General features: G+C 60.9%; 16 protein-coding genes and 1 tRNA gene. 7 read left to right on the plus strand and 10 right to left on the minus strand.

All coding sequences use genetic code 11. The features are described from left to right. Positions 1–68: 68 nt before the first annotated feature. On the minus strand, positions 69–2,027 hold the full coding sequence (acs, locus tag AAHE99_RS02335; RefSeq protein ID WP_342114011.1) for an acetate--CoA ligase: 1,959 nt from the start codon (positions 2,025–2,027) through the stop codon (positions 69–71). A gap of 103 nt (positions 2,028–2,130) precedes the next feature. Continuing rightward, positions 2,131–3,270: an acyltransferase family protein gene (locus tag AAHE99_RS02340; protein WP_342114013.1), complete on the minus strand. Its 1,140-nt coding sequence runs from the start codon at positions 3,268–3,270 to the stop codon at positions 2,131–2,133. A 130-nt stretch (positions 3,271–3,400) separates the two neighbouring features. Here AAHE99_RS02340 and AAHE99_RS02345 point away from each other — a divergent pair, with 130 nt between their 5' ends. The 5 genes from AAHE99_RS02345 (at position 3,401) to AAHE99_RS02365 (ending at position 7,453) form a co-directional block, all read left to right on the plus strand. Next, positions 3,401–4,009 (plus strand): YqhA family protein, encoded by a 609-nt coding sequence (locus AAHE99_RS02345; protein WP_342114015.1) that lies wholly within the window; start codon positions 3,401–3,403, stop codon positions 4,007–4,009. A 19-nt stretch (positions 4,010–4,028) separates the two neighbouring features. Next, complete coding sequence (locus AAHE99_RS02350; RefSeq protein WP_342114017.1) at positions 4,029–5,555, plus strand: fumarate hydratase; 1,527 nt, start codon at positions 4,029–4,031, stop codon at positions 5,553–5,555. Further along, positions 5,555–6,391 carry a glutamate racemase gene (gene murI / locus AAHE99_RS02355; RefSeq protein WP_342114019.1) on the plus strand — a complete coding sequence of 279 codons (837 nt, stop codon included), beginning with the start codon at positions 5,555–5,557 and terminating at the stop codon, positions 6,389–6,391. Before AAHE99_RS02350 ends, murI begins: the two co-directional genes overlap by 1 nt. Before the next feature lie 82 nt (positions 6,392–6,473). Beyond that, a tRNA-His gene (locus AAHE99_RS02360) sits at positions 6,474–6,549 on the plus strand. 166 nt (positions 6,550–6,715) lie between these two features. Then, positions 6,716–7,453, plus strand: a complete 738-nt coding sequence (locus AAHE99_RS02365) for a PEP_CTERM-anchored TLD domain-containing protein (protein ID WP_342114021.1) — start codon at positions 6,716–6,718, stop codon at positions 7,451–7,453. A gap of 47 nt (positions 7,454–7,500) precedes the next feature. Here the strand turns inward: AAHE99_RS02365 and AAHE99_RS02370 are convergent, their stop codons facing one another. Then, the gene (locus AAHE99_RS02370; protein ID WP_342114023.1) at positions 7,501–8,259 is read right to left on the minus strand and encodes a substrate-binding periplasmic protein; all 759 of its coding nucleotides are present in this window, start codon (positions 8,257–8,259) and stop codon (positions 7,501–7,503) included. Between the two features lie 68 nt (positions 8,260–8,327). On the opposite strand from AAHE99_RS02370, the gene AAHE99_RS02375 reads away from it, so the two are divergent. Together AAHE99_RS02375 and AAHE99_RS02380 are read left to right on the plus strand one after the other, a co-directional pair. After that, positions 8,328–9,038 (plus strand): hypothetical protein, encoded by a 711-nt coding sequence (locus AAHE99_RS02375; RefSeq protein ID WP_342114025.1) that lies wholly within the window; start codon positions 8,328–8,330, stop codon positions 9,036–9,038. An 80-nt stretch (positions 9,039–9,118) separates the two neighbouring features. Continuing rightward, positions 9,119–9,559, plus strand: a complete 441-nt coding sequence (locus AAHE99_RS02380; protein ID WP_342114027.1) for a hypothetical protein — start codon at positions 9,119–9,121, stop codon at positions 9,557–9,559. Between the two features lie 214 nt (positions 9,560–9,773). Here the strand turns inward: AAHE99_RS02380 and AAHE99_RS02385 are convergent, their stop codons facing one another. The 7 genes from AAHE99_RS02385 to AAHE99_RS02415 all read right to left on the minus strand — a co-directional run bounded on the left by AAHE99_RS02385 (position 9,774) and on the right by AAHE99_RS02415 (position 16,902). Further along, positions 9,774–10,094 carry a hypothetical protein gene (locus tag AAHE99_RS02385; protein WP_342114029.1) on the minus strand — a complete coding sequence of 107 codons (321 nt, stop codon included), beginning with the start codon at positions 10,092–10,094 and terminating at the stop codon, positions 9,774–9,776. A gap of 82 nt (positions 10,095–10,176) precedes the next feature. Then, positions 10,177–10,740: a hypothetical protein gene (locus tag AAHE99_RS02390; RefSeq protein ID WP_342114031.1), complete on the minus strand. Its 564-nt coding sequence runs from the start codon at positions 10,738–10,740 to the stop codon at positions 10,177–10,179. A 61-nt stretch (positions 10,741–10,801) separates the two neighbouring features. Continuing rightward, positions 10,802–11,137: an energy transducer TonB gene (locus AAHE99_RS02395; protein WP_342114033.1), complete on the minus strand. Its 336-nt coding sequence runs from the start codon at positions 11,135–11,137 to the stop codon at positions 10,802–10,804. Between the two features lie 27 nt (positions 11,138–11,164). Further along, positions 11,165–11,497 (minus strand): energy transducer TonB, encoded by a 333-nt coding sequence (locus AAHE99_RS02400; RefSeq protein WP_342114035.1) that lies wholly within the window; start codon positions 11,495–11,497, stop codon positions 11,165–11,167. Between the two features lie 42 nt (positions 11,498–11,539). Further along, complete coding sequence (locus tag AAHE99_RS02405; protein WP_342114037.1) at positions 11,540–13,270, minus strand: methyl-accepting chemotaxis protein; 1,731 nt, start codon at positions 13,268–13,270, stop codon at positions 11,540–11,542. 345 nt (positions 13,271–13,615) lie between these two features. Beyond that, a complete protein-coding gene (gene dusA, locus AAHE99_RS02410; RefSeq protein ID WP_342114040.1) occupies positions 13,616–14,596 on the minus strand; it encodes a tRNA dihydrouridine(20/20a) synthase DusA in 981 nt (326 codons plus the stop codon). Positions 14,597–14,757: 161 nt separating this feature from the next. Further along, entirely contained in the window at positions 14,758–16,902 is a 2,145-nt protein-coding gene (locus AAHE99_RS02415) for a DUF3141 domain-containing protein (RefSeq protein WP_342114042.1), read from the minus strand. Between the last annotated feature and the right edge of the window lie 53 nt (positions 16,903–16,955).

The raw sequence follows: 16,955 nt of genomic DNA on the forward strand, positions 1-16,955 counted from the left end.
TAAAACCGGTAAACCAGCCGGATGGCCGTCCCGTCTGACCCATAGGGTCAGACCCCGTCTGTTCAGGCTTAGGAGGTTTCTTTCAGTTGCTCGAGGATGGCGGGGTTTTCGAGCGTGCTGACGTCTTGGGTGATGGTTTCGCCTTTGGCCAGTACGCGCAGCAGGCGGCGCATGATCTTGCCGGAACGGGTCTTCGGCAGGTTGTCGCCGAAGCGGATCTCTTTCGGCTTGGCGATCGGGCCGATCTCTTTACCTACCCAGTTGCGCAGCTCGGTGGCGATTTGCTTGGCTTCGTCGCCAGTCGGGCGGGCGCGCTTCAAGACCACGAAGGCGCAGATCGATTCGCCGGTGGTTTCGTCTGGCTTGCCTACCACTGCGGCTTCGGCGACCAGCGGGTTGGCGACCAGGGCGGATTCAATCTCCATCGTGCCCATGCGGTGGCCGGATACGTTCAGCACATCGTCGATACGGCCGGTGATGGTGAAGTAGCCGGTTTCGGCATTGCGGATTGCACCGTCGCCTGCCAGGTAGTATTTGCCGCCCAGTTCTTCTGGGAAGTAGCCGGCCTTGAAGCGGTCCGGGTTGCCCCAGATGGTGCGGATCATCGATGGCCATGGGCGCTTCACCACCAGGATGCCGCCACTGCCGTTCGGTACGTCGTGCCCTGCTTCGTCCACAATCGCGGCCATGATGCCTGGCAGCGGCAGGGTGCAGGAGCCTGGGACCATCGGGGTAGCGCCTGGCAGCGGGGTAATCATGTGGCCGCCGGTTTCGGTCTGCCAGAAGGTGTCGACGATCGGGCACTTCTCGCCGCCGACATTCTTGTAGTACCACATCCATGCTTCCGGATTGATCGGCTCACCCACGGTGCCCAGCAGGCGCAGCGAGGAGATGTCGAAGTTCTTCGGATGCACTTTCGGGTCGACGTCGGAGGCTTTGATCAGCGAGCGGATCGCGGTCGGTGCGGTGTAGAAGATGTTGACCTTGTGCTTGGCGATGTTTTCCCAGAAGCGGCCGGCGTGCGGGAAGGTCGGGATGCCTTCGAATACCACCTGGGTGGCGCCAACCGCAGTCGGTCCGTAGGCGATATAGGTGTGGCCGGTGACCCAGCCGATATCGGCGGTGCACCAGTACACATCTTCCGGCTTGATGTCGAACGACCACTTCATGGTCAGCGCTGCCCACAGCAGGTAGCCGCCAGTCGAGTGCTGCACGCCTTTCGGGGTGCCGGTGGAGCCGGAGGTGTACAGGATGAACAGCGGGTGCTCCGCTTCCACCCATTCAGGTTCGCAGGTGGTGGCCTGGCCTTCCACCAGGTCGTGCAGCCAGATGTCGCGGCCTTCGGTCCAGGCGATGTTGCCGCCGGTGCGCTTGTACACCACCACGTTCTTGATCGAGTCGCAGCCGCCCATGGCCAGCGCTTCGTCGACGATGGCTTTCAGTGGCAGTTGTTTGCCGCCACGCAGCTGTTCGTCGCAGGTCAGCACGGCAACGGCGCCGGCGTCGATGATGCGTTCTTGCAGGGACTTGGCGGAGAAGCCGCCGAACACCACGGAGTGGGTGGCGCCGATACGGGCGCAGGCCTGCATTGCAGCCACGCCTTCGACAGACATGGACATATAGATCACAACGCGGTCGCCTTTCTTGATGCCGCGCGCCTTCAGGCCGTTGGCGATCTTGCAGACCTTGTCGTGCAGTTGCTGGTAGCTGACGCGGGTCACTTCACCGTCGTCGGCTTCAAATATGATGGCGGTCTTGTCGCCCAGGCCCTTCTTGATATTGCGGTCCAGGCAGTTGTAGGAGACATTCAGCTTGCCGTCTTCGAACCATTTGTAGAACGGTGCGTTGTCTTCGTTCAGGGTGCGGGTGAATGGGGTTTGCCACTCGATATGCTCGCGCGCCAGGCGCGCCCAGAAGCCTTCGTAATCGCGCTCGGCTTCATCGCACAGCGCTTTGTACGCGGCCATGCCGGATACGGCAGCCTTTTCCACGAATGCCGCAGGTGGCGCGAAAATGCGCGATTCCATTGGTCCCTGTTGATCTGCGCCTTGGTTGGTCATGCTTGTCTCCGGTTAGTGATGGTTTGCTAGCAACGATAGTGCCTGTCGCTTACTGCCCCCTTACACTTGATCAGGAGGCTATTTTTGACATTTTAATCACTTCTTTGGGCGCAGGTACAGCGCGCGAAGACAATATGCGATTGACCAGCAATACCAATTTGTCGCGCACCCATTCGCCCAGGCCGCGCTCGAGCAATCGGTGCGAGAGCGCGGCGAGCGGCATCGCCAACAGCAGCGTGAGGAACACCTCATTCCAGCTGTGATCGTGCAGGCCGAGCTGTTCGAGCCAGCGGGTCAAGACCACTTGGCCGAGGAAATGCGTCAGGTACATCGAGTACGACACGGTGCCGGTCCACACCAGCCAGCGCGGCATCGTCAGCGCGACGGTCTTGCTGGCGATGGCGAGCGCCAGCACCATCAGCGCCAGCGGCCAGCCCCACCCTGCCGGGCCGTGGAAGCCGCCCACGCCGGACCAGCCCCACCACAGCACAAAGCCGGCACTGCAAACGACGGTTTGCCACGCAACGGTCTCGTTCCTGATGCGGATGCGCGGGTTCAGGTAAATCAAGCCGATCACCACGCCGGCCAGGAACTCGTAGATGATCGGATTGGTCACCAGCTGCATATAAGCGGATCGGAACGACAGGTACTGCTGCACGTTCAGCGTTGGGCCGCCGTGCGTGGCGGGCAGCAGCACCAGCGTCAGGAGCATCCAGCTTGCCAGCACGAACCAGCGCAGGCGGCCGGCCAGCATGCTGATGCCGAACACGATATAGAAGTACATCTCGAACGCGAGCGTCCAGGCCAGCGGGAACACCAGGCCGAAGAACGGCGCCTCCTGCGGCGCCAGCGGCTGGAAGGCCAGTGATTTAAACAGGGCACGCAGGCGGTCCGCGTCATGGAAGAACCCCATGCCACCGCGGCTGATGAAAATCCAGAGGATGGTCACCACGGCGTAGGCCGGCCAGATGCGGGCGAAGCGCTTGACCGTGAACAGCGCCGCATCGCGCGGGCCGCTGGCGCCTTGCGTGGTGTAGACCATGATGAAGCCGCTGATCAGGAAGAACAGGTCCACGCCCATCGCGCCCGGCAGGAAGAACAGGTTGCCCAGCCCTTCGTTCGGGGTACCGCCCAGGAAATAGCGCCCGTGGGTGAGCACAACACCCAGCACGGCGAGCCCGCGCAGCCCTTGCAACCAATCCAGCTTCATCTTCACTTGCCAAATAAACAAAGGGTTGCACTGTAGCAGCATTCCATTAATGAAGCAATTGCGCCTGCCGCTGCCGTGCGGGCCTTGCCCGTGTAGAATATCGGCTTGTTTTATTCAACAACATTCACAGATGACCGAGCCACTGAACACCAACGGCAAACGCCTGAGCCCTATCCCTGCCTTTATCTTCATGTCCCGCTGGCTGCAGCTGCCGCTGTACCTGGGCCTGATCCTGGCGCAGTGCGTCTATGTGTTCCATTTCTGGGTCGAGCTGAAGGACCTGATTGGCGCCGCAATGGGCAATGCCGACTCGCTGGCGCACATTTTCCAGGCCATCGCCGTGCCTGGACAGCAACCGCCGACCAAATTGAGCGAAACCATCATCATGCTGGTGGTGCTTGGCCTGATCGACGTAGTCATGATTTCCAACCTGCTGATCATGGTGATCGTAGGCGGTTATGAGACCTTCGTTTCGCGAATGCATTTGGAGGGCCACCCGGACCAGCCTGAATGGCTGTCGCACGTGAACGCCTCCGTGCTGAAGACCAAACTGGCGATGGCGATCATCGGTATCTCCTCGATCCACCTGCTGAAGACCTTCATCAACTCGCATGCCTACGAGCCGAAAGTACTGATCGCGCAGACCGTAATCCACTGCGTATTCCTGTTGTCGGCAATGGCGATTGCCTACACTGACCGCATCACCACCCTGACGCACAACGATACAAAGCATCACTAATTAGCCAAACGAGCCAATCATGACCATCATCAAGCAAGACGACCTGATTGAATCTGTCGCCGCCGCGCTGCAGTACATCAGCTACTACCACCCTGCCGACTACATCCAGCACCTGGCGCGCGCTTACGAATCCGAGCAAAGCCCGGCTGCGAAAGATGCGATCGCCCAGATCCTGACCAACTCCCGCATGTGCGCGGAAGGCAAGCGTCCGATCTGCCAGGACACCGGCATGGTGAACGTCTTCCTGAAGATCGGTATGGGTGTACGCTTTGAAGGCTTCACCGGCACCGTGACCGACGCCGTCAACGAAGGCGTGCGCCGCGCGTACAACTTCGCCGACAACAAGCTGCGCGCCTCCATCGTGGCCGACCCGCACTTCGAGCGCAAGAACACCAAGGACAACACCCCAGCCGTGGTGCACATGGAACTGGTGGAAGGCAACACCGTCGATGTGGCCGTTGCAGCCAAAGGCGGCGGCTCCGAGAACAAGACCAAGTTCGTCATGCTGAATCCATCCGACTCGCTGGTGGACTGGGTGCTGAAGACCGTGCCGCTGATGGGCGCTGGCTGGTGCCCGCCAGGCATGCTGGGTATCGGTATCGGCGGCTCCGCAGAAAAAGCCATGCTGCTGGCCAAAGAGTCGCTGATGGAAGACATCGATATGTACGAGCTGAAAAAGCGCGGCCCGCAGAACAAGCTGGAAGAACTGCGTATCGAACTGTGCGACAAGATCAATGCCCTGGGCATCGGCGCGCAAGGCCTGGGCGGCCTGACCACCGTGCTGGACGTGAAGATCAATATGTACCCGACCCACGCTGCCTCCAAGCCGGTCGCCATGATCCCGAACTGCGCGGCCACCCGTCACGCCCACTTCGTGCTGGATGGTTCCGGCCCGGCCTACATCGAGCCGCCGAAGCTGTCCGACTGGCCTGATGTCACCTGGGCTGCCGACACCGAGAAGTCCAAGCGCGTCGACCTGAACACCCTGACCAAGGAAGAAGTCGCGTCGTGGAAGCCGGGCCAGACCCTGCTCCTGAACGGCAAGATGCTGACCGGCCGCGATGCCGCCCACAAGCGCATCCAGGACATGCTGTCCAAAGGCGAAAAGCTGCCGGTGGACTTCACCAACCGCGTGATCTACTACGTGGGTCCGGTCGACCCAGTGCGCGACGAAGTGGTAGGCCCGGCCGGCCCGACCACCGCTACCCGCATGGACAAGTTCACCGACATGATGCTGGAAAAAACCGGCCTGATCTCCATGGTCGGCAAGGCGGAACGCGGCCCTACCGCGATCGAATCGATCCAGAAGCACAAGTCGGCTTACCTGATGGCTGTTGGCGGCGCTGCTTACCTGGTGTCGAAAGCGATCAAGGGCGCCAAGGTCGTCGGCTTTGAAGACCTGGGCATGGAAGCGATCTATGAATTCGACGTGGTGGACATGCCTGTCACCGTGGCCGTTGATTCTTCCGGCACTTCCGTGCACAACACCGGCCCGAAAGAGTGGCAGGTGAAGATCGAGTCCCTGAAAGCAGCACAACCAGCCTGATGACACACGCTGTTCCCTCCTCCGCCGATGCGCCCATCGGCGTCTTCGATTCAGGCGTTGGAGGGCTCTCCGTGCTGCGCCATATCCACGCGCAGCTGCCGCATGAGCATGTGCTGTACTTTGCCGATTCCGCCTTCGCGCCCTACGGTGCGAAGACGGATGAATGGCTGGTGCAGCGTGCGCTCGACGTTACCGCTTTCCTGATTTCGCGCGGCGCCAAGGCGCTGGTGGTGGCCTGCAATACCGCCACCGTGGCCGCCATCAAGGCGGTGCGCACCGCCTACCCCGCCCTGCCGGTGGTCGGCGTGGAGCCTGGCCTCAAGCCCGGCGCCGCCGCCACGCGCAACGGCACCGTCGGCGTGCTGGCCACCGCCAGCACCCTGCGCGGCGAAAAATTCCTGGCACTGCGCGAGCAGATCTCCAGCGCCAACGGCACCCGCTTCCTGCTGCAACCATGCGGCGGCCTGGTGGAACGCATCGAACAGGGCGACCTGTCGGGCGCTGAAACTGCCGCCATGCTGGAAGGCTTTGTCACACCCTTGCTGGACCAGGGCGCCGATACGCTGGTACTGGGCTGCACCCACTACCCCTTCGTGCGCGAAGCCATCGCCAGCCTGGTGGCTGAACGCGGCGACAGCGCGGCCGTCACACTGATCGACACCGGCGACGCCGTGGCGCGCCAGTTGGCCCGCCTGCTGGAAGGGGCCGGCCTGCAGCGCCCGGGCGGCACGCCAGCCCACCTGCGCGGCTACACCAGCGGCAACGCGGCGGCCCTGGAGCAGCAGTTCGCCAACCTGCTCGGGCTCCATCCGCAAGTCGAATCAGTGCAAGTTTGAAATAAATTTGCGAGATTCCGGGAGTCCCTATATAATCTCGGCTCTGTCGCGCTGCGGTGCGATAAAAAAGCAGTTTTCAGTGGTGGCTGTAGCTCAGTTGGTAGAGTCCAGGATTGTGATTCCTGTTGTCGTGGGTTCGAGCCCCATCAGCCACCCCACCGAATTCACGAAGAAGGCCTGATCGAAAGATCAGGCCTTTTTTGTTTTCCGATGTTAAATCACTGTCGGAAAATTTTACACTCCCCTCCCGCCTCTATTCCTTCAATTTTGTAAGTGACTGATTTAACTGATGCAATTATTATTTCCACATAGATGGAATAATTCTTGCATGTTAACTTTGGTTATTCATCAACAAGGAAGCACATGCAGTTCAAAGCAATTCTCGCCGGCGCAACCCTGCTGGCGGCCAGTACCCTCACCCATGCTGGCGTGATCGTCGGCGGCTCCGACCTCCTGAACACCGCAAACCAGGCACAGCTCGAAGCATGGCTCGGCAAAGGCCCGCTGACGCTGACCAACATCTTCGACAAGAAAACCGGCGATAACGCCACCACTTTCCATAACGCAGTCAACGGCAAAGGCGCCACCTTCTCCGTAATGAGCGTTTCGCTGAACGGCCAGAGCTGGGAAACCATTGGCGGCTACAATCCGTCCAGCTGGTTTAACGTCGATCAGAACGGCCATGCAAATTACAACTACACCTTTGCGGCTGCCGATCAAACCGGCTTTATCTTTAACCTGACCGATTCCGTAAAGTGGAGCCAGAGGCATGTCTATCAAACTTACAATTATGTGGGCTATGGCCCAACCTTCGGCGGCGGGCATGACCTGTATGTCGATTACGGCTTGAGCTATGGTTACAGCCGCAGCCATACCTACGGCGCCGCCAACATCGGATACGACTACAACATTCTTACGCAGCAGGCTTTTGCGGCCGGCTTCCAGGTGCGGGATCTGGAAGTATTCACCGTCGCCCAAAGCACCGTGCCTGAACCGGGCAGCCTTGCGCTGATGGGCCTGGGCCTGCTGGGTCTGGCCTTCGCTGCCCGCCGCAAGCAGTAACGCAAAGCATCCCTTGCATTCAAAGCCCAGCCTCGCGCTGGGCTTTTTTATGGGTGGTCTTGCTGGTAGCGTTTATAGGCTGGACTGTTGCGGGCGTCCTGCACTGCCTGCCACAAACGCTGCGCAAGCTCAGGCTGCTGGGCGTGGAACTGCTTCGACAGCATCAGGTACATGGGCGTCAGGTCGAACGCCATGCCGGCGCGCTCGATTCGGCCAGCGTGGCGGCTGGCGACCAGGCGGTCGGCCTCCAGGTCCATGCCGATCACCACGTCCACCCGGTCGGCACGCAGCTTGTCCATGTTCTGCTCCAGCGTCTTGGCGCCGTCGTCAAACGGCACGCCAAGCGCGCGCAGGCGGTCGGTGACGAAGATGAAGGCCGACTCCACGCCGACGCTGCCATCCAGGCCATGGAAGCGCTGGCCATCCCAACTCACCTCACTGGCGACGCGCCGGTAAGGGTAATAGCGCACCGCGCCGAAAGACTTGGTGACATCGGGCGCCTCGCCGGACATGGGAAAGGCCGCAATCGCGGTGCGCTCCGGCGAATAGGCGCCGATCATGCCGTCAACGATGCCGGTCCGGACCTCGTCCAGGCAGCGCCGGCGCGGCGCGATTTTGCGCTCGATGGTGACGCCGGCCTTGCGCGCGGCCAGCTGCAGCAGGTACTGGTAATGGCCGGTGCCATCGACCCGCGCCACCGGCGCAAAGTCGATATCCAGCGAACAGAATCGCAATACCGGCGCCGCATTGGCGGCATGCACCGCAGGCAGCGCGGCAAGCAGCAGGAGGGGGAGCAAATGCTTCATCTTCACGCCGCAAGCGTAGCACAGGATACAGGGCGGGATCTGACCGCATTCGCACTTATGCTGGCGCCATGGACACCTACCCAATCATTGAATTCCGCCGCTACACGACCATCGAGGGCGGCCAGGCAGCGTTTGCGCGCTATTTCGAAACCCTGTTCCCGGAAGCCTTCCAGCAGCTGGGCGCGCTGGCCCTGGGCCAGTTCACGGAGCCGGAGCGGCATAACAGCTTCCTCTGGCTGCGCGGCTTCGCCAGCTGGGAGCAGCGCGCCATCGTCAACGGCGCCTTCTACTACGGGCCGGTATGGAAGGAGCACAAGGCCACGCTGAACGGCCTGATGACGGACAGCGACAATGTGCTGCTGTTGCGGCCACTGCGCCCCGGTAGCGGCGTGGCCGACTTGCCCGCCGTCGATCCCTACCGCGAGCCGCAGGGCGCACAGGGCGAGGCGGTGGCGGTAGTCTTCACGCTGCAGCCCGGCGCGGACGCGCTCGAGCGCTTCGCCGAACTGGCCGCCCCCACCTTCGCCGCCTGGCGCGATAGCGGCTGGCGCCAGGCCGGCGTGCTGGCCACGCTCGACATGCCGAACAACTTCCCCCAGCTGCCGGTGCGCGGCGACGGCCCGCACCTGGTCTGGCTTGGCATCGCCGCCCCGGGCAGCGCCCCACCCGTGCTGGAACTCCTGGATGACACCGCGCGCGCCCTGCTGCGCGAGCCGCCCGAGCGCATCCTGTTGTGCCCGACACAACGTTCGCGGCTGCGCTCCCACCGACAAAATTAATCCGGTCCGCCTTTGCCCGGCGGCATTAGTTTGGCGCTAAAATAACGGCTGGAAAAAATTTTGCGGGATTGGAAGAAGCCATGTCGGAGTTGAAAGATTTAACTACTTACAGCAAAGATACCCCAGTCGGCCTGCCGGTCGTGGGTGGCCGTGCTGGCGTCTTCGTCCCAACCGAGGAGTTCGATTTGAAGAACTCCACCACCATCCGTAAAGGCGCCGGCATCGTCGGCTTCGGCAATCCGGATGGCTCGCTGACGGTCTACTTCGAAGCCAACCGCTTCGATGAATCCAGCCTGCACAAATGGGAAAACAAGGCCCGTAAAGCCTACGACCGCCTGGTCATGGTGGCGCCGACCGTGTCGAAAGCCAAGATGGATGCCAAGTACCTGGAATTCATCGGCTACATCGACGGCGCCGGCATCACCCTGAAGGAACCGGAGCGCCTGATCCACTGGCTGTCGCAGTCCGACGCGATGGATACCGCCCCGGCCGGACCCGTTGTACTTTGGGGTAAAAAATAAAGGACGAGCAATAGTCCTACAAAGGCATCGGCAACCATCCGATGCCTTTTTTATTTGCTCTTGAATAAGATGGAGTTAAATCTACGGCAGGAGCGAAAACATGTCCCATCACCCTTACCTCAGCAGCGCACTGGCGCTTAGCCTCGCGGCTTCGGCCACCTGGCTGCTGTGTTCAGCGGACGTGCTGATGCACATCGCCCCTTACTTCCACTGATCAGCGGCGGCCGCGGCGGCCATGCCAGTGGCGGTTGGTGAACAGGAAATCAAAGCCAATCGTCACCGGCGGATAGTAATAGGCCGGCGCTGGCGCATAGTAAGGGGATGGCGCCACATACACCGGCTGCGGTTGCGCATACACCGGCTCACTGTAATACGTCACCGGCGCCCCGGAACGCGCCGCAGTACCATTCGGCACCGGCGTCACCGAAACGGTTTGCCATTCATACGGATTGCCGGACGCATAGCGCGCAGGCTGCTGGACAGCGCATCCGGCCAGGCCCAGGGCCAGTACCGGCAAGATCATCAAAGTTTTCATCACAAATTCTCCTCCCAGTATTCAACTATAGGGAAAATTCGCGCCCGTGCCGCCGCTTTTACAATCGCTTACAGCGGACACATCAAATATACGGAATCTCGCATTTATCCAGCGCCTTGCCCGTTTCGTCGACCCGCTGGGCACACAGCCGGTACGTGATGCCGTGGTCCATATCGATACGGTACACCTTCCCATACGGGAGCGATACCGTTTCCTGCAGCACGTGCTGGTAGCTGATGGCCGGCACATCGGCCGGCACCGCGATCGAGGTATGGAAGTTACGGCGCCGGTCCTGCTGGCGCCGATGCACGTCGACATTCACCGCCAGGTCGAGCGAAATACCGCCGGGCAGGAAGTTATAGCGCGTCACGCTGCGCGACGCACTCAGCACGCCCCAGGCGCACGGCAGCGCCTCCGGACAATTCTTGAGCTGGGCCAGCGGGAAGATTTCCTCGTGGTTGACGAGCTGGGGCAAGGGCCAGACGGTGCGGGTGCCGTCAGTCTTGCCGCTGGCCGCATTCGGCCAGGTCATGGAATTAACCACCACCACGGACTGCCTGTCGCGGGACGGATCGTTCGGATTGCGCCACATCGCGCAACCGGACAACAGCATGCCGGCCAGTGGAACGAGAAACAGAACTTTCATGGAAGCTAGATTAACAAAAAACGGCCCCGAGGGGCCGTTTTTCTTGTATCGGGCAGCCGGCTTAGTCCAGCTTCCAGGCGTAGTCCACCTTGGTCCAGGTTTCGGCCGGTGCGCCGTCCTTGGTGCCAGGCTTGAACTTGCACGCGCTGATGGCCTTGAGAGCGGCCTTGTCCAGGTTCTTGAAGCCGGACGACTTGTCCAGCTTGGAGTCCTTCACGTCGCCGCTGGCCGACACCAGGAAGGACATGCTGACGGTGCCCTGTTCCTCGTTCATCAGGGATGCTTTCGGATACTCAGCCTTGCAATTCTTGGCGTCGAAAGATGCTGGAACTTCCGCGGCGAATGCCGAAGCGCCCATCGCCAGGGCTACTGCCATAACACTCAACTTCGTAATCATGATGTTCCCCTAATGAGAGAGAATGAATTACAGGGACCAGGCGTAGTCGACCTTGGTCCAGGTCTGGGCTACGGCGCCATCCTTGGTGCCCGGCTTGAATTTGCAAGCGCTGATAGCTTTCTGGGCAGCCTTGTCCAGGTTCTTGTAGCCACTGGACTTATCGATTTTCGAATCCACGACTTCACCGGAAGCGGATACCAGGAAGGCCAGGCTGACGGTGCCCTGCTCTTCGTTCAGCAGGGAAGCCTTTGGGTATTCAGCCTTGCAGTTCTTGGCATCGAAAACTGCCGGAGTTTCAGCCGCGGAAGCGGAGAAGGACACGATGGATGCTGCGATAAAACCAATCAGACGCTTGTTCATTTCTATCCCAATCAAAATTTACTGAAAAACTGTTTTATATTTTTAAAACTCTTCCCACTCGTCGCTACCGGCAGTAGCGGCGACAACTTTCTTAGGCGCTGGAGCAGCGGCTGGCTTGGCTGCTGCAGGGCGGGCTGCGGCCCTCGGCACTACGGCAACCGCAGTCTGGGTCACGGCCGGCTTGGCGGCGCTCAGCGCATATTCGGTCTCCGCGTCCAGCTTGAAGATCGACACCACGCGCGACAGTTCGCTAGCCTGGTCTTGCAGCGACTGCGCAGCGGCAGCAGCTTCTTCCACCAGCGCAGCATTCTGCTGGGTCATGGCATCCATCTCGATGATGGACTGGTTCACTTGTTCGATGCCGGCGCTCTGTTCCTGCGAGGCCGAAGCGATTTCGCTCATGATGTCGGTCACGCGGCGGACGGAAGCAACCACTTCATCCATGGTCACGCCAGCCTGGCCCACCAGTTTCGAACCGCGTTCCACTTTCTCGACGGAGTCGCCGATCAGGGACTTGATCTCTTTTGCTGCGCCAGCGGAACGCTGGGCCAGGTTACGCACTTCGGAAGCCACTACCGCGAAGCCACGGCCCTGCTCACCGGCACGGGCTGCTTCAACCGCAGCGTTCAGCGCCAGGATGTTGGTCTGGAAGGCGATGCCGTCGATCACGCCGATGATGTCGACGATCTTGTTGGCGGAGGCGTTGATCGAGCTCATGGTCTCAACCACTTGTGACACCACCTGGCCACCCTTCAGTGCCACGTCGGAGGCGGAAGCTGCCAGCTGGTTCGCTTCGCGGGCATTGTCGGCGTTCTGCTTCACGGTGGAGGTCAGTTCTTCCATCGCGGAAGCGGTCTTCTCCAGGTTCGAAGCCTGCATCTCGGTACGCGAGGACAGGTCGATATTGCCGGCGGCGATTTCACGCGATGCGGTGCCGATGGTCTCGGTACCCTGGCGCACCTGGCCAACGATCTCCACCAGGCTATTGCGCATTTCTTTCATTTCAACCAGCAGGGAATCCTTGTCGGTCGAAACGGTGTCGATGCTGACCGACAGGTCGCCGTTGGCGATGGCGCCAGCGATCGATGCAGTGTAGTCAGGCTCGCCACCCAGTTGCTTCAGCAGGCCGCGGGTAATGACCCAGGCAGCGCCGACCGAGATCACCACCGCAGCCAGGCCGGCCACGATCATGAACAGGCGGGCGGAGGAGAAGCCTTCAGCAGCTTCCACCTTCATGTCTTCGTTCAGTTTGTCTTCCAGGGCAGCCAGCTGGTCCAGCGCTTCCATCCACTTCTTCTGCGCAGGACGGATTTCCTTGATCAGGATACGGGTAGCACCAACGGCATCGTTGGCCAGCCACAGGTCGGACGCCTTCTTGATGGCTGGCAGGGCCACGCCTTCGTGTTCCTTCACCTGCGCCAGCAGGGTCTTTTCTTCTGCGGTCGCGTCTTTGGCGTACAGGGCGGACAGCTTCTTGCTCAGCTCTTCGTACTTAACGCCCTGGTCGTTCAGGCGCTTCATTTCCGGTTCCATATCGGCCGGATCGGACATCAGGGTCAGGACTTTCAAGCCATTGATGCGTTCGTTGACGTTGTTACGCATGTCAACAACCAGACGGGTGGCGACAGAGTTGACACTTACTACATGATCCAGGCGGTCCTGAATCTGAGCCATGCGCCAGATACCGACGATAGTGATAATGACGAGGAACGCCAGTACCAGTGCGAAACCGAGACCAAGACGGGTCCCTACCTTCATTTTACTCAAATTCATTTCGGCTCTTATTTATAGAAGTGACACAAGTTGTTGACTGCCTAAGATGCATTAATGAAATATTTACTGCATCCACTGACCCTTGCTGCTACGCAAGTAGCGACAGTAGCAAACTATGACTGCGAATGCAAAGATCGCTTTCGCCGCAGGATGAAACCTGTCGTATTTCATCCCTAAAACACACGGTAGGAACCGTAAATAGCATGTGTGTATCAGCGGAATTATAGTCCTGAGGTTTCCGCACGGCAAGCAAATTTTGCTCAAATTGTGGGCAAGTGAACTTTCTTTGGGGAAAGAGCTCAGCCGCAGCGGGAAACGGAAGTGAATGCGCAGGATTTCTTTTGTTTACGCGGTTCGGCTGAATGCCTCGAGCAGGAGGCGCGGATCGCCGGCCGCCAGCTGCTTGGCGTCGGACAAAGTTTGGCGATATTGGCGCGCGCCCTTCAAGCCCTGGGCGATGCCGAGCAGGTGGCGCGTGATGGAGTTGATCTTCAAGCCGCGGCCGGCCTCTTTTGCCAACTGCTCCTCAATGTACGGGATCATCGCCTCCAGCACCTGCTGGCGGGTGCGCGGCGCTTCGCTGGCGCCGTAGTAGCGCTGGTCGAAGTCAGCCATCAGGTAAGGGTTGTGGTAAGCCTCGCGGCCCAGCATCACGCCGTCCACGTGCTCGAGGTGGGTGTCGATTTCGTCCAGCGTCTTGATACCGCCGTTGATCAGGATCTCGAACTGCGGGAAATCTTTCTTCAGCTGGTAAGCGTACTCGTACTTCAGCGGCGGGATTTCGCGGTTTTCCTTGGGCGACAGGCCCTTCAGGATGGCGTTACGGGCGTGCACGATAAAGGTAGTGCAACCGGCTTCCGCCACGGTGCCCACGAAATCGCGCACAAAGTCGTAGCTCTCCTCGTAATCGATGCCGATACGGTGCTTGACGGTGACGTCGATCTGCACCGCATCCTTCATCGCCTTGACGCAGTCGCGCACCAGTTCCGGCTCCGACATCAGGCAAGCGCCGAAAGCGCCCTTCTGCACCCGCTCCGACGGGCAGCCGCAATTGAGGTTGATTTCATCGTAGCCCCACTTCTCGCCCAGTTTGGCGGAAATGGCCAGGTCCTTCGGATCCGAACCGCCCAGCTGCAGCGCCACCGGATGCTCCTCCTCATTGAAGCGCAGATGGCGCTCCACATCGCCATACACCAGCGCACCGGTAGTCACCATCTCCGTATACAGCCAGGTGTATTTCGAGATCAGGCGATGGAAATGGCGGCAATGGCGGTCGGTCCAATCCATCATCGGCGCCACGGAAAGGCGGCGGGAAGGCTTAGTCATAGTAACAAGCGTCAAAACAAGGGCTGCACATTATACAGGCACCAGCACTGCCGCGCTCGTGTCCCACCATGGGGTCACACCCTAAACGGGACACGGACACAGCAGCGCATCAGTCGAGCTCGTGTCCCACTTGGGGTGTGACCCCAAGGTGGGACACGGGCTCAGCCATTGAAGAGTTCCTCGACGCGGGACATGCGGCGGGCCGCCTCGCCTTCCAGCTGGCCGGAGGCGGTCATGATCTGGCGCACGCCTTCCAGCGCGCGTTTGCGGTCGACGTCGGCCAGAAGCTTGGGCAGCGCCGCCATGGCGCGCTCTTCGTCCAGTTGGAGGATCATGTTCTGCTCCTGCACCACCTCCTTGAAGCGCGCCAGCGACATGCGCTCCTTGGCCGGCAGACGGGTACGCAGCTCGCGCAGGGTGGCGAAGGCGCGTTCGTCGGCGGCGCGCATTTCCGGGCTGCGGGCGATGTACAGGATGGAGCGCATCACCGCTTCGCGCTCGCCCCCACTGGCCAGGCGCTTGGCGGCTTCGGTGCGGCGTGCGGCCACCACCGATTCGCGGGCGATGTCGCGCCCAATCCGGCGGCGGATATTGGCCGAATCGGCGCGCAAGCCCACCAGCGTTTGCAGCAAGGGCTGGCCATAAGTCGAGAGGAAGAACTGCTCCACCGACTGGTCGCGCATTTCCTGGTAGCGGTCCAGCACCGCCACGATCTGCTGCGAGGCCGCTTCCTGCATCTGCAGGAAAGGATTATCCGGCGACACCGGCTTGCGCTGCGCCCTCACCTGTTCCGCCATCGCGCAGATCCCTTTGAGGAAGGGATTCATGTCGGAGAACATCTCGTAGCGCAGGCGGTATGGGTGCATGCGCCGCATCCATTCAGCAGTCTGCTCATTGGTGGTGGCGCGCACGAAGGGGCTCATGAAGGTGCGGTACAGGCCCTGGTTGATTTCCGACAGCCGCGCCACGGTGGCGAAGCGGCGCTCGTCCTCATCGTCATTGCCGCCCAGCGCGCGCAGCTCGTTCAGGTCGCGCCGCTCGAAGCGCACCACATAGTCGCCCTGCGCCAGCTCGGGACTATGCACGCCCTCCTCGCCCTTGTCGATGAAGACTGCCTCGTACAGGCCCGGCGGCAGCACATCGATCAAGTCCATGGAGCGGGTGAATTCGTCATGCTCCTTGTTCGCCACCGAGGCGGAAACGAAGATCCCCAAGTGCCCGATCGATTCATGCAGCGTATAGACCACGGTCTGCCCGCCCGCCACCATCGCCGCATCGGTCTCGTACAGGTCGAGCAGCCAGCCCAGCGCCTGCTGCGGCGGCGTGATGTCGTCGCCCCAGGAGCAGAACACCACGATCGGCGAACGGATATTGCGCAAGTCGATACGGCGTCCGTCCGAGTCGTGGATAGTGCCGTTGCTCAGGCGATTGCCGACAAACAGGTTGTCGGTGATGAACTGGATTTCCTCGGCATTGAGCAGCACCGGGTTGCCCCACCAGCGCTCGAACTCCAGGAAGCGCTTCTCTTCCGTATCCACGTTGGCGTACACGTGGTAACCCTTCTTCCAATAGGTATTGGAAGGATTCATATTCTCGAAGTTGCTGACCAGGTGGGCGCCGTCGAATTTGCCGTTGCCAAGGTCGCCGGCCAGGGATGTCATCCAGGTACCGCCGGTCAGGCCGCCCAGATAACGCAGGGGATTCTTGCCGCGCACGCCAGCCCAATAGGACAGCGGCGCGCCGGCCAGCACCAGCGGGCCGGCCAGCTCGGGATGCAGGGCGGCCGTCATCATGATCTGCCAGCCGGCCTGGCAATTGCCGATCAGGGCCGGCTTGCCCTCGGCGTCCGGGTGCAGGTAGGCCACCTGTTCGATGAATTGCGCCTCCGCGTGGCAGACATCCTCGATGGTCTGCCCCGCCACGGGTGCCGGCAGGAAGCCGATGAAGTAGCAGGGATTGCCGGCCTTGAGCACGACGCCGATTTCGCTGTCCTGCTTCATGCCACCGATGCCGGGCCCGTGCCCGGCGCGCGGGTCGACCACGATGAAGGGGCGCTTGGTATCGTCGATCTCCATCCCTTCAGGCGGGATGATGCGCATCAGCGAATAATTCACCGGCCGCGCCAGCGTGCGGCCGTCCACGATGGTCTCGAATTCGAAGTTGAGCACATGGGGCGCGGTTTCGCGCTCGCGGGCGTTGCGCTCAGTCCCCCTGCGGTACAACACGTCCATGAACAGGATGGAACGCTGCCAGGCGTCGGTCCAGTATTCCACGGCCTGGGTGGCCAGGTTGGTGTATTCGGCCATGCTGGTGCTCCTCGTCGGTTCCGGCTGGGACGTACAGGTTACCACGAAAAAAA

Origin of the sequence: Pseudoduganella sp. OTU4001 (assembly GCF_038440195.1) — a bacterium.
GTDB lineage: Bacteria > Pseudomonadota > Gammaproteobacteria > Burkholderiales > Burkholderiaceae_D > Rugamonas.

Bases quoted from the DNA above. Each gene is read 5' to 3' on its own strand.
- acs (WP_342114011.1), bottom strand. From the start codon at position 2,027: ATGGAATCGCGCATTTTCGCGCCACCTGCGGCATTCGTGGAAAAGGCT.
- AAHE99_RS02370 (WP_342114023.1), bottom strand. From the start codon at position 8,259: ATGAAGCATTTGCTCCCCCTCCTGCTGCTTGCCGCGCTGCCTGCGGTG.
- AAHE99_RS02400 (WP_342114035.1), bottom strand. From the start codon at position 11,497: ATGAACAAGCGTCTGATTGGTTTTATCGCAGCATCCATCGTGTCCTTC.
- AAHE99_RS02405 (WP_342114037.1), bottom strand. From the start codon at position 13,270: ATGAATTTGAGTAAAATGAAGGTAGGGACCCGTCTTGGTCTCGGTTTC.
- AAHE99_RS02385 (WP_342114029.1), bottom strand. From the start codon at position 10,094: ATGAAAACTTTGATGATCTTGCCGGTACTGGCCCTGGGCCTGGCCGGA.
- AAHE99_RS02340 (WP_342114013.1), bottom strand. From the start codon at position 3,270: ATGAAGCTGGATTGGTTGCAAGGGCTGCGCGGGCTCGCCGTGCTGGGT.
- AAHE99_RS02390 (WP_342114031.1), bottom strand. From the start codon at position 10,740: ATGAAAGTTCTGTTTCTCGTTCCACTGGCCGGCATGCTGTTGTCCGGT.
- dusA (WP_342114040.1), bottom strand. From the start codon at position 14,596: ATGACTAAGCCTTCCCGCCGCCTTTCCGTGGCGCCGATGATGGATTGG.
- AAHE99_RS02380 (WP_342114027.1), top strand. From the start codon at position 9,119: ATGTCGGAGTTGAAAGATTTAACTACTTACAGCAAAGATACCCCAGTC.
- AAHE99_RS02375 (WP_342114025.1), top strand. From the start codon at position 8,328: ATGGACACCTACCCAATCATTGAATTCCGCCGCTACACGACCATCGAG.
- AAHE99_RS02395 (WP_342114033.1), bottom strand. From the start codon at position 11,137: ATGATTACGAAGTTGAGTGTTATGGCAGTAGCCCTGGCGATGGGCGCT.
- murI (WP_342114019.1), top strand. From the start codon at position 5,555: ATGACACACGCTGTTCCCTCCTCCGCCGATGCGCCCATCGGCGTCTTC.
- AAHE99_RS02350 (WP_342114017.1), top strand. From the start codon at position 4,029: ATGACCATCATCAAGCAAGACGACCTGATTGAATCTGTCGCCGCCGCG.
- AAHE99_RS02415 (WP_342114042.1), bottom strand. From the start codon at position 16,902: ATGGCCGAATACACCAACCTGGCCACCCAGGCCGTGGAATACTGGACC.
- AAHE99_RS02345 (WP_342114015.1), top strand. From the start codon at position 3,401: ATGACCGAGCCACTGAACACCAACGGCAAACGCCTGAGCCCTATCCCT.